The organism is Mameliella sp. MMSF_3455, assembly GCF_030733205.1.
In the GTDB taxonomy this organism is placed as follows: domain Bacteria; phylum Pseudomonadota; class Alphaproteobacteria; order Rhodobacterales; family Rhodobacteraceae; genus Antarctobacter.
In genome coordinates this window covers 1-11,795 of the sequence record NZ_JASHJL010000016.1, presented here as the reverse complement: position 1 = coordinate 11,795, position 11,795 = coordinate 1, and the positions used below count along the sequence as shown (strand labels likewise).

13 protein-coding genes are annotated in these 11,795 nt (G+C 64.7%); 12 read left to right on the top strand and 1 reads right to left on the bottom strand.

Translation table 11 applies throughout. The features are described from left to right. Positions 1–115: 115 nt before the first annotated feature. The 11 genes from coxB (at position 116) to RBB42_RS13165 (ending at position 10,063) form a co-directional block, all read left to right on the top strand. Complete coding sequence (gene coxB, locus RBB42_RS13215; RefSeq protein ID WP_371931792.1) at positions 116–976, top strand: cytochrome c oxidase subunit II; 861 nt, start codon at positions 116–118, stop codon at positions 974–976. Positions 977–1,060: 84 nt separating this feature from the next. Next, positions 1,061–1,996, top strand: a complete 936-nt coding sequence (gene cyoE, locus RBB42_RS13210) for a heme o synthase (RefSeq protein WP_305970952.1) — start codon at positions 1,061–1,063, stop codon at positions 1,994–1,996. Beyond that, the gene (locus RBB42_RS13205; RefSeq protein WP_305970953.1) at positions 1,993–2,163 is read left to right on the top strand and encodes a cytochrome c oxidase system small membrane protein; all 171 of its coding nucleotides are present in this window, start codon (positions 1,993–1,995) and stop codon (positions 2,161–2,163) included. The genes cyoE and RBB42_RS13205 overlap by 4 nt, the downstream gene beginning before the upstream one ends. Next, positions 2,153–2,734: a cytochrome c oxidase assembly protein gene (locus tag RBB42_RS13200; RefSeq protein ID WP_305970954.1), complete on the top strand. Its 582-nt coding sequence runs from the start codon at positions 2,153–2,155 to the stop codon at positions 2,732–2,734. The genes RBB42_RS13205 and RBB42_RS13200 overlap by 11 nt, the downstream gene beginning before the upstream one ends. Positions 2,735–2,754: 20 nt before the next feature. Beyond that, positions 2,755–3,561 (top strand): cytochrome c oxidase subunit 3, encoded by an 807-nt coding sequence (locus RBB42_RS13195; protein ID WP_305970955.1) that lies wholly within the window; start codon positions 2,755–2,757, stop codon positions 3,559–3,561. A 111-nt stretch (positions 3,562–3,672) separates the two neighbouring features. Beyond that, on the top strand, positions 3,673–4,350 hold the full coding sequence (locus RBB42_RS13190) for an SURF1 family protein (RefSeq protein ID WP_305970956.1): 678 nt from the start codon (positions 3,673–3,675) through the stop codon (positions 4,348–4,350). Between the two features lies 1 nt (position 4,351). Then, positions 4,352–5,740: a threonine synthase gene (gene thrC / locus RBB42_RS13185; protein WP_305970957.1), complete on the top strand. Its 1,389-nt coding sequence runs from the start codon at positions 4,352–4,354 to the stop codon at positions 5,738–5,740. Further along, on the top strand, positions 5,737–6,999 hold the full coding sequence (locus RBB42_RS13180) for a M16 family metallopeptidase (protein WP_305970958.1): 1,263 nt from the start codon (positions 5,737–5,739) through the stop codon (positions 6,997–6,999). The genes thrC and RBB42_RS13180 overlap by 4 nt, the downstream gene beginning before the upstream one ends. Next, on the top strand, positions 6,999–7,583 hold the full coding sequence (locus RBB42_RS13175; protein ID WP_305970965.1) for a GNAT family N-acetyltransferase: 585 nt from the start codon (positions 6,999–7,001) through the stop codon (positions 7,581–7,583). The genes RBB42_RS13180 and RBB42_RS13175 overlap by 1 nt, the downstream gene beginning before the upstream one ends. A 135-nt stretch (positions 7,584–7,718) precedes the next feature. Beyond that, positions 7,719–8,546, top strand: a complete 828-nt coding sequence (locus RBB42_RS13170) for an MBL fold metallo-hydrolase (protein ID WP_305970959.1) — start codon at positions 7,719–7,721, stop codon at positions 8,544–8,546. 101 nt (positions 8,547–8,647) lie between these two features. Further along, on the top strand, positions 8,648–10,063 hold the full coding sequence (locus RBB42_RS13165; RefSeq protein ID WP_305970960.1) for an FAD-binding oxidoreductase: 1,416 nt from the start codon (positions 8,648–8,650) through the stop codon (positions 10,061–10,063). Positions 10,064–10,102: 39 nt separating this feature from the next. On the opposite strand, the gene RBB42_RS13160 is transcribed toward RBB42_RS13165, so the two are convergent. Beyond that, positions 10,103–10,972, bottom strand: a complete 870-nt coding sequence (locus RBB42_RS13160; RefSeq protein ID WP_305970961.1) for a lytic transglycosylase domain-containing protein — start codon at positions 10,970–10,972, stop codon at positions 10,103–10,105. Between the two features lie 358 nt (positions 10,973–11,330). Here RBB42_RS13160 and RBB42_RS13155 point away from each other — a divergent pair, with 358 nt between their 5' ends. Further along, positions 11,331–11,510: a hypothetical protein gene (locus RBB42_RS13155; RefSeq protein WP_219515130.1), complete on the top strand. Its 180-nt coding sequence runs from the start codon at positions 11,331–11,333 to the stop codon at positions 11,508–11,510. The last annotated feature ends 285 nt before the right edge of the window (positions 11,511–11,795 follow it).

Below are 11,795 nucleotides of genomic sequence, written 5' to 3'. Positions count from 1 at the left end.
GATTTTAAACAGACAGAACGCAATGGGAGGTGCGTGAACTGCCGTGTCCGACGCGGCGTTCCTCCTGTCCGACCACACTCGCAACCGATCAGGGTGAGACATGCAAAGCAAACCGATGCTTTTGGGCCTTCTGAGCGCCTTCATCGCCGCGCCGGCACTGGCGCAGGACCTTCCCGTCGTGGGCAAACCCCACGACGGTGGCATGGGCTTCCAGCCCGCCGCCACCGAACTGGCGGCCGATCTGCAGTGGCTGGACGGCATGATCCTGGTGATCATCACCGCCATCTGCCTGCTGGTCGTCGCCCTGATGGCCTTCATCTACGTGCGGTTCAACCGCAAGGCCAACCCGAACCCCAGCTCCTTCACCCACAACTCGCCGCTCGAGGTGGCCTGGACAATCGGCCCGATCGTCATCCTCGTCTTCATCGGCGCCTTCTCGCTGCCGGTGCTGTTCAAGCAGCAGGAGATCCCCGAAGGCGACATCACCATCAAGGTGACCGGCTACCAGTGGTACTGGGGCTATGAATATGTCGGCACCGACCTGGTCTACGATGCCTACATGATCGGCTCCCCCGCCACCGGCGGCGACAACCGCATGACCCCGGAAGTCGAGGAGCAATTGGTCGACGCGGGCTACGAAAAGAGCGACTTCCTGCTGGCCACCGACACCGCAATCGTCCTGCCCGTCGGCAAGACCGTCGTGATGCAGGTGACCGGTGCGGACGTGATCCACTCCTGGACCATCCCCGCCTTCGGCGTAAAACAGGACGCCGTCCCGGGTCGTCTGGCCGAACTGTGGTTCACCCCCGAGAAAGAGGGCGTCTACTACGGTCAGTGTTCCGAACTTTGCGGCATCGCACACGCCTACATGCCGATCACCGTCAAGGTCGTCAGCGAAGAGGCCTACGAGGCCTGGCTGCAGCGGTCTATCGACGAGGGCGGCTATACCGACGTCCGCGAAGTCCTGACCAACTAAGTCCGGATGGGTTCACGAACCCATCCCATGCCAAACCTGCAAGGTGCGCCCGTCCGGCGCATCTTTTGACCACAGGGACCCGAGATGAGCGACGCCAGCCTGCACGCCAGCCCCTATGAGAACGAGGCCCAGTTCGGTGACTACTTCGCCCTGCTGAAGCCGCGGGTGATGACGCTTGTCGTCTTTACCGCCTTTGTCGGCCTGCTGGCCGCGCCGGTCGGCGTACATCCCTTCATCGGGTTCTGCGCGGTGCTCTTCATCGCCGTGGGCGGCGGCGCCTCGGGCGCCCTGAACATGTGGTACGATTCGGATATCGACGCGGTGATGAAACGCACCGCCAAGCGCCCGATCCCCGCCGGCAAGGTGTCGCGGGACGAGGCGCTGGCCATCGGCCTGACCCTCTCGGTCTTTGCCGTGGTCTTCCTCGGCCTCGCCACCAACTGGGTGGCGGCGGGCCTGCTGGCCTTCACCATCTTCTTCTACGTCGTGATCTACACGATGTGGCTCAAGCGGCTGACGCCGCAGAACATCGTGATCGGCGGCGCCGCCGGGGCCTTTCCCCCGATGATCGGCTGGGCCGCCGCGACCGGCGACATCTCGACCGCCTCTGTCCTGATGTTCTGCCTGACCTTCCTCTGGACACCGCCGCACTTCTGGGCACTCGCGCTCTTTGTCCGCATGGACTACGACAACGCGACCGTGCCGATGCTGACCGTGACCCACGGCCGCCGCGCGACCCGCCGTCATATCCTCGTCTACACCGTGCTGCTGGCCATTTTTGCCATCGGGCTGGGCTTTACCCAGGTTGGCGGCCCGGTCTATCTGGGCACCTCGCTGCTGCTGAACGCCCTGTTCCTGAAAGGTGCCGTGCAGATCGCGCGCCGCGACGAGGCGCAGGCCGAAGCGGACAGCTACAAGGTGGAAAAGAAATTCTTCAAGCTCTCGTTGCTCTACCTCTTCGCCCATTTCGGCGCGATCCTGGTGGACGCGGGCCTGGATCGCCTGGGGGTCTGGGGATGAGCCTGGTCAAGGAACACGAGCTGCACAAGCGCCGCCGCGGTCGAAACATCGGCGTCGGTCTGGTGCTGGCGGCATTCATAGCGATAATATTCGGGCTGACCGTCGTGAAAGTCACCCGGGGGGACTTCCAGATGCAACAGCAACAGGGAGTGACTGATGGCAATTGATGGCAAGCTGAAGACGGTCTACCAGACCGTCGGCGTCGTCGTCCTGATGGGGGGCCTCGCCTGGGCCTCCGTGCCGTTTTACGACTGGTTCTGCCGTGTGACCGGCTTTGGCGGTACGCCCAACGTGGCCGTGGCCGCCGGCGACGTGCTGGACCAAACCATCAAGGTCCGTTTCGATGCCTCGAGGGAACGCGGGATGCCGTGGGAGTTCAAACCCATGCAGACCGAGATGGAGATCCGCATCGGTGAGGAAGGCCTGGCCTTCTACGAGGCCTACAACCCCACCGACCGCCCCATCGCCGGGCAGGCGTCCTACAACGTCGCCCCCTACGAGGCCGGCGCCTTCTTTTCCAAGATCGAATGCTTCTGCTTTACCGAACAGGTGCTGATGCCCGGTGAACGCGTTCAGATGCCGGTGAGCTTCTTCGTCGATCCCGAGATCGTCACCGACCGGGACGCCAAGCACACCAACCACATCACGCTGTCCTATACCTTCTACGAGATCGACCTGCCCGACGAGACGCAGGCCGCGCTCGACGCCCAAAAAGACGCGAAAGCGTCCGTGAACTAACGCCTAACGAGGGAACCGCAATGGCGCATGCAAAGAACCACGACTACCACATTCTGAACCCCTCTATCTGGCCCTTCCTCGGGTCGGTCGCCGGCTTCGTGATGCTGTTCGGCGCGGTGCTGCTGTTCCACGGCAACGGTCCCTGGATGTTCCTGATCGGCCTCGTCGGCGTGCTGTACGTGATGTTCGGCTGGTGGTCGGACACAGTGACCGAAAACCAGGTCGGCGACCACACACCGGTCGTTCTGATCGGCCTGCGCTACGGCTTCATCCTGTTCATCATGTCCGAAGTGATGTTCTTCTTTGCCTGGTTCTGGTCGTTCTTCAAACACGCCATGTACCCGATGGATCCTGACGGCAATTCGCCCGCCGTGGACGGCGTCTGGCCGCCCGCGGGCATCGAGACCTTCGACCCCTGGCACCTGCCGCTGATCAACACGCTGATCCTGCTCTGCTCGGGCGCGGCGGCGACCTGGGCGCACCACGCCCTGGTGCACGAGGACAACCGCCAGGACGTGAAGTCGGGGCTGATCATCGCCGTCCTGCTGGGCCTGATCTTCACCTTTTTCCAGGCCTATGAATACAGCCACGCGGCCTTCGGCTTCAGCGGCAACATCTACGGCGCCAACTTCTTCATGGCGACGGGTTTTCACGGCGCGCACGTCATCATCGGCACGATCTTCCTGTTCATCTGCCTGATCCGTGTCTACCGCGGCCATTTCACCGCAACCAACCACCTCGGCTTCGAAGCGGCGGCCTGGTACTGGCACTTCGTCGACGTGGTCTGGCTGTTCCTCTTCGCCGCTGTCTACATCTGGGGCGGCTGAAGGTGCGGCGGGATAAACCCCGCCGTATATCAGGCCTTGAACCTCACGGCCCAGAAGGTACACCAAGGCGCGCCCGATCCGGGCGCGCCTTTCACGTTCCCGGAGCCCCGCTTGAGACGCTACATCGCCCCCCTGCTGATCGGCCTGACCGGCATTGCCATCCTGCTGTGGCTGGGCACCTGGCAAATGCAGCGGCTGGACTGGAAACGCGGGATCCTGGACGAGATCGATACCACCATCACGGGCGATCCCCAGCCCCTGCCCCGGATGATCGATCCCGAGGCGCAGCGCTATCAGCCCACGACCCTGACCGGAGAGATTGGCGCCGAGACCTTGGCGGTGCTCGTTTCCGTCAAGCAGCGCGGCGCCGGCTGGCGCCTGATCTCACCATTCCAGACCGAGGACGGACGGCGTGTTCTCGTCGATCGCGGGTTTGTTCCCGTCGACCAAAAGGACGCAACGCGCTACGCCGGACCGGCAGAGATGACCGGTAACCTGCACTGGCCCGATGACCGCAATTCTTCGACCCCCGACAACGATCCGGCGGACAATACATGGTTCGCGCGCGATCTAGCCCCGATGGCAGAGGCACTGGACACCGAACCGCTGCTGGTCGTGACACGAACAATGTCGCCCGCCGACAAGGGTGTGACGCCCCTGCCCGTCGACACCAGCGGCATTCCCAACGATCACTTGCAATACGCCATCACGTGGTATTCGCTCGCCGCGGTCTGGCTCATCATGACAGGCGTCTGGATCAGACGGCTGAAAACAGGCAGGGAGGCCTGACATGCGTTACATCTCTACCCGCGGACAGGCGCCTGCGCTGACATTCGAAGAGGCGATGCTGTCCGGTCTTGCGCGCGACGGCGGCCTCTATGTCCCCGAAACCATCCCCCGGATGAGCGGGGACGACATTCGCGCCCTGCATGGTCTCAGCTACGAGGAAACGGCCTTTCGCGTGATGCGCCCCTTCGTGGGCGATGGCTTTACCGACGAGGTCTTTGCCGACCTGATCGCCAAGGCCTATGCCGGGTTCGGCCACGGCGCGCGGGCGCCGATGGTGCAACTGGCTCCGGGGCATTTCCTGCTCGAGCTGTTCCACGGGCCGACGCTGGCCTTCAAGGACTTTGCCATGCAGCTGATAGGCCAGCTGTTCCAAGAGGCGCTGGAACGCCGCGGCGAGCGTGTGACAATCGTCGGCGCGACCTCGGGCGATACCGGATCGGCCGCGATCGAGGCCTTCAAGGGGCTGGACAACGTCGACGTCTTTATCCTGTTCCCGCATGGCCGCGTCAGCGAGGTGCAGCGCCGCCAGATGACCACCCCGGCCGAGGCCAATGTGCACGCCTTGGCGCTGGACGGGCATTTCGACGACTGCCAGGCGCGGCTCAAGGACATGTTCAACCACTTCGAGTTCCGCGACAGCGTACGGCTGGCGGGCGTAAACTCGATCAACTGGGCGCGGGTGCTGGCACAGGTTGTCTACTATTTCTCCGCCGCCGTCAGCCTGGGCGCGCCGGATCGCAAGGTCAGCTTCACCGTGCCCACGGGCAACTTCGGCGATATCTTTGCCGGCTACATCGCCAAGAAGATGGGCCTGCCCATCGACCGGCTGGTCGTTGCAACCAACCAGAACGACATCCTGCACCGCTGCCTGTCCACGGGTGACTACAAGACCTCCGAGGTCCATCCCTCGATCAGCCCCTCGATGGACATCCAGGTCAGCAGCAACTTCGAACGCGCGCTGTTCGACGCCTATGGCCGCGACGGTGCCGCCGTGGCGCAACTGATGGACGAACTGAAAGCCGGTGGCTTCAAGGTGTCCCAGGGCGCGCTAGAAGCCCTGCGAGAGCATTTCGATTCGGCCCGCGTGTCCGAAGAAGACACGCTGGACACCATCCGAACCGCACATGCCACGATGGGCGAGTTGCTGTGCCCGCATTCCGCCGTGGGTGTCCGCGTGGGCGAGGCGCAGCGCGACCCGGCGACGCCGATGGTCACGCTCGCCACCGCGCATCCGGCCAAGTTCCCCGACGCCGTGGAAAAGGCCAGCGGGATCCGCCCCCCTCTTCCAAATCGCATGGCCGATCTGTATGAGCGTCCGGAACGGGTGACGCGGGTACGGAATGACCTCGCCGCCCTCGAAACCCTCATCCAGGAGCGCATCGCCAAGTGACCGTCCAGATCGCCACCCTTTCCAACGGACTGCGCGTCGTGACCGAAAACATGCCGGGGCTGCAAAGCGCCGCGGTCGGACTATGGGTCACTGCCGGAGGGCGACACGAACGCGAAGAACAGAACGGCATCGCGCATTTCCTGGAACATATGGCCTTCAAGGGCACCAGGACCCGCAGTGCCCTGCAGATCGCAGAAGCGATCGAGGACGTGGGCGGCTATATCAACGCCTATACCTCGCGCGAGGTCACGGCCTATTACGCACGCGTTCTGGAACCGGACGTGGCGCTGGCCGTGGACGTGATCGCCGACATCCTGCGAGAGCCCGTTTTCGACCCCAAGGAAATCGAGGTCGAACGCCATGTCATCCTGCAGGAAATCGGCCAGGCACATGACACGCCCGACGACGTGATCTTTGACTGGCTGCAGGAACAGGCCTATCCGGACCAGCCCATCGGCCGCACCATTCTGGGCGAAGCCACGCGCGTCCAGGGATTCGACCGGGGCGACCTGGCGAATTTCGTGAACGAACACTACGGGCCGGACCAGATGATCCTTTCTGCGGCGGGCGCGGTGGATCACGACGCGCTGGTCAAACAGTCCGAGGCGCTCTTTGGCGACATGGTCCCGCGCAGCGCCCTCGGGGCCGATCCCGCCCGCTTCCGCGGTGGCGAAACGCGCCGGACCAAGGACCTCGAACAGGCGCACCTGGCGCTGGCCTTCGAGGCGCCGGGCTATCGCGATCCCGACTTCTACACCGCGCAGATCTATTCCGTGGCCCTCGGCGGCGGCATGTCCTCGCGGCTGTTCCAGGAAATCCGCGAGAAGCGCGGCCTTTGCTACACCATCTTTGCCCAGAACGGCGCCTATGCCGACACCGGCATGACGACGATCTACGCCGGAACCTCGGGCGCCGAGATGCCGGAACTGATCACGCTGACCGTGGACGAGATGAAGCGCAGCGCCGAGGACATGAGCCCCGCCGAGATCGAACGCGCCCGCGCCCAGATGAAGGCCGGCCTGCTGATGGGCCTCGAAAGCCCGTCGTCCCGGGCCGAGCGCAGTGCCCGCATGGTCCAGATCTGGGGAGAGGTGCCGGATATCGAACGCACAGTGGCCAAGATCGATGCGGTCACACGCGAGGACGTGCTGCGCTTTGCCCAGGCACAGGCCGCCGAAGCCGCCGCGGCGATGGCGCTCTACGGCCCCGTCGCAGAGGCCCCCACGCTCGCCGAGCTGCAGGCACGCCGAGCGGCATGATGCTGGCGTTCCGGCGCAAGGTCCAGCTCGAGACAGAGCGCCTGACGCTGCGCCCGCCCGTGCATTCCGATTTCACCACCTGGTCGAACCTGCGCCGTGAAAGCCGCGAGTTCCTGACCCCCTGGGAGCCGTCGTGGTCGTCCGACCACCTGACGCGCAAGGCCTTTACCAACCGCGTCTACTGGGCCTCACGCTCCATCGGCACCGGCTCGGCGCTGCCGCTCTTCCTGATCCGCCGCGAAGACCAAGCTCTGCTGGGCGCGATCACGCTGGACAACATCCGGCGCGGCCCGGCACAGGCCGGCACGCTGGGCTACTGGATCGGGGAACGTTACACCCGGCGGGGCTACATGTCCGAGGCGATCGCCATGATGGTGCACCAGGCCTTCGAAAAGATGGGGTTGAGCCGGATGGAGGCCGCCTGCCTGCCCGAGAACGTCGCCTCGCGCGGGTTGCTGGAGCAGTCGGGCTTCAAGTACGAGGGCGTGGCGCAAAGCTACCTGCAGATCAATGGCCGCTGGCGGACCCATGTGCTCTATGCTTCGCTGCGGTCTGACAGGCGTGGCCGGACCGAGGTCGGCTAGACGCCGTGAAGCATGACCCGGATGCGCAGAAAAGCATCCCCGAGCACTGACCGGACCGCCCCGGCGAAATTGTGAATTTGGCCAGCGGTCCGCGCGCGCTACCCTTTCCGGGACGTCACCCGACAGGAGCGCCCGATGATCCGCCTTGCCGCCGCCCTTCTTTTCCTGACCGCCACGCTGGTACAGGCCCAGGAACAGCGCCGACCTTCGCACTGCATCGCCATAGCGGATGCGGCCCCGGGGATCGAATACCTGCACAAGGCCAGCTGGACCGCGCCGATCCCCGAATACACGGTTCGCATCCACTACATCGCCCATGCCTCCTTCCTGATCCAGACACGCGGCGGGCTGGAGGCCGTGACCGATTACAACGGAAATATCGGCACCACGCGGATGATCCCCGACATCGTCACCATGAACCACGCCCACACGACCCATTGGACAAATGTCGTCGATCCGGCCATCCCCCACGTCCTGCGCGGATGGGGCGAGGTCTTTGGAGAAGGCGTCGATCACTACCTGGACCTTGGTGAAATGCTGATCCGCAACGTCTCGACCGACATCCGTTCGGCCTATGGCGGGGACGAGCCGAACGGCAATTCCATCTTCATCTTCGAGGTCGAGGGCCTCTGCATCGCCCATCTTGGCCACCTGCACCACGAACCGACCGACCGGCAATACGCCGCGCTAGGGCGGGCGGATGTGCTGATGGTGCCGGTGGACGGCGGCATGACGATGCCGCTCTCGACGGTCAAACGCATCGTCGACCGGCTGAAAAGCTCGGTCGTGATCCCGATGCACTGGTTCTCCGGCTACGCCCTGGAACGGTTCCTGGCCGACGTCAGCGACACCTTCCAGATCGACCGGCGCAGCGATGCGACGCTCGAGATCTCATTGCGCGACCTGCCGCGCCGTCCCACCGTCATCGTGCTGCAGCCTCGCTACCTGACCGACCCGGACTGACCCGGCCTTCCTTGGGCCGCAAACACCTCGGGGAGCGCGAGGGGCTGGCCCCTCGCTGACCCGCGTGCCACAAGTGCGGGCATCCGAAGAAAGAGGATGCCATGCCGCTTGCCCCCGCCGATCACGCCTTTGTCCAGAGCCTCTCGGCGCTGCTGCCCGATGACACCCTGCGTCCCGCAGAGGCCCGCCACCGCGAGGAACCGCGTGGACGCTGGACCAGTACGGCGGAATGGATCGCCCTACCCCGCTCGACGGACGAGGTTTCCACGATCGTACGGACCTGTGCCGAAACAGGCGTCGGCATCATCCCCCTTGGCGGCGGAACCGGCCTTGTCGGCGGCCAGCTGAAACCGGACGGCCCCGCGCCTCTGATCGTCTCTCTGGAACGCATGTCGGCCATCCGTTCGGTCCACCCGCAGGAAAACGCGGCAGTGGTCGAAGCCGGGGCAATCCTGGCCGATGTCCAGAGCGCCGCCGCTGACGTGGACCGTTTGTTCCCATTGTCGCTGGCCTCCGAAGGGTCTGCCCGGATCGGTGGCTTGCTGGGGACCAATGCGGGCGGCATCAACACGCTGCGCTACGGCAATGCCCGCGACCAGGTGCTGGGACTGGAGGCGGTCCTGCCCGACGGGTCGGTCTGGCACGGGCTGAAACGGCTGCGCAAGGACAACACCGGCTATGACCTGCGCCACCTGCTGATCGGGGCCGAAGGCACATTGGGCATCATCACGGCTGCCAGCCTGAAACTGGCGCCCCGCCCCGCAACCACAGGCACGGCCCTGCTGACGGTCCCCTCGCCCGATGCAGCGCTGACCCTCCTGGCGCTGGCGCGCGGCCAGCTGGGCGAGACGATCAGCGCCTTCGAGCTGATGCACCGCACCGGGTTCGACTTCCTGGCAGAGAAACTGCCTGACCTGCGCCAACCCTGGGAAACGCCGCCGGAGTGGAGCGTGCTGATGGACATCGGCCTGGGACGTGGCGCCGATCCTGCGGAGGCGCTGGAAACCCTCTTTGCCGCGGCGCATGAGGCCGCCCTGGTCACCGACGGCATCGTGGCACAATCGCTGGCCCAGTCCGAGGCGCTCTGGACCCTGCGAGAGCACATGTCCGAGGCCAACCGCCTCGTGGGGGCCGTCTCCAGCCACGACATTTCCGTCCCGCTTGGCGCCATCCCCGAGTTCATCTCGCGGGCCGGTCCGGCGCTGGCCCGGCTGGGGGACTGGCGCATCAACTGTTTCGGCCACGCAGGCGATGGCAACCTGCATTACAATGTGTTCCCGGTCCCGGGCCGGACCAAGGCCGACCATGTCGATCAGCGCGACGCGATCAAGACCTGCGTGCACGACCTTGTGCATGACCTGGGCGGTTCCGTCAGTGCAGAGCACGGCATCGGGCGGCTGAAGGTCGATGACCTCGAACGCTATGGCGACCCGGCCAAGCTCGCCGCGATGCGGGCGATCAAATCGGCGCTGGACCCGAAGGGCATCATGAACCCGGGCGCGGTCCTGCGCGGCTGATCCCGGCGAGGTCCCAGTGCATGTCAGGGACCGGACCGCTTATTGTGACATCACCCGGAACACGCAGCCGTCCGAGATCAACTCGGGCGGCGTCATGCACAGGCCCTTGGCGACCTGGAAGGCGGCCAGCACCTTCGGCACGTAGTCCCGTGTTTCGGCATAGGGCGGCACGCCCCCGTGCTGCCCGATGGAGTTCTCGCCCGCGTTGTAACCGGCGAGCACGAGGATCGGATCGCCCTCGAACTTCTCCATCAGGAAATCCAGAAAGGCGACCCCGCCGCGGATGTTCTGCACCGGATCGAAGGCATCCTTGACCCCGAACCGCTGGGCGGTGGCCGGCATCAATTGCATCAACCCCTGTGCGCCCGCCTTGCTCTGCGCCCTTGGCGCACCAGCCGACTCCACCGCGATCACCGCCAGGGCGAAGGCCGGAGAGACCCGTGTGCCCACTGTCTCACGCAAAAGATCGACCCCGTGGACCTGCGCGATGTCCTGCAGCGATTGCAGGCGCGGCCCGCCGACGCTCTGCCCTTCGGGCCCCTTGGTCAGCGTGGCCAGCGCGGGGGCCAATCTCCCCGGGCCGGTGGCCGAGGCTTCTGGCGAAACGGCATTCCAGAACCAGGAATAGCTGCCCAGCGGGACCGACGGCACAGCCGCCAGTGCGGCGGCGGCCTGGGGAGCCACGGTCGGCGCCGTCGCGGGTGCCGTGGGCAGTGGCGGTGCCACGGCCGGGTTGGCACGCGGCGCGATCTGGACGGTGATCCGCTTCTTGACGCCGGCCTTCGGCGGCGTCACCCGCTTGAAAGTGAAATCCTGCACCGGTGCCCCGGCCGCATCCTGTGCCTGCACGCCCTGCGCACAGGACAAAGCAGCCGCAAAAGCGGCGCACGATAGTGTTCTGACGACCATGGGCCTGCTCGATCCCCGTGTTTCGGTCCGACTTTTCCACAGTCTCGCACAATCCGTGCAATTTATCCATCAGTGTTGCGAAAGGCCGAACCAGTGCCTTGAAAACGCGGCATTCCGAAGCCGGAGTTAACTCTTTCGGCATCTGGAGAGCGGGAAGTTATTCATATAAATCATACTGTTATTCATAATTCACAAGGATTCCGGCCCGGCTGCAAAATCAATCCATTCGAGCCACACTCTCGCCCCAAACCAACTGCTTAATAAGTTCATACCGACGAGGGACAGGGCAAGGTGAGAGAGGCCCGCAACGCCCAAGACGGTCGCTGAAAGCAAAGCAAGATATCTACGGAGAGAGACCATGATCAACTTCATCAAGAACTTCCGCAAAGACGAAGATGGCGCCGTGACTGTCGACTGGGTCGTCCTGACCGCAGCCGTCGTGGGCCTGGCCGTCGCTGCCTACACCACCATCGAGACCAACTCGCAGACGCTGATCGACAACGCCGCCGCACGCGTCGCTCTCGAAAACGACTTCTAAGTCGGGCGCGGCCTGAGCGCCGCGTATCCCCACGGGCCCGGCCGCATGGCGGCTGGCCCTCCCTACCGCACATGACATGACCGACCGAAAGGTCGACCGGAGAAAACCAATGATCAACTTCATCAAGAACTTCCGCAAAGACGAAAACGGCGCCGTGACTGTCGACTGGGTCGTCCTGACCGCAGCCGTCGTGGGCCTGGCCGTCGCCGCCTACACCACCATCGAGACCAACTCGCAGACGCTGATCGACAACGCCGCCGCACGCGTCGCTCTCGAAAACGACTT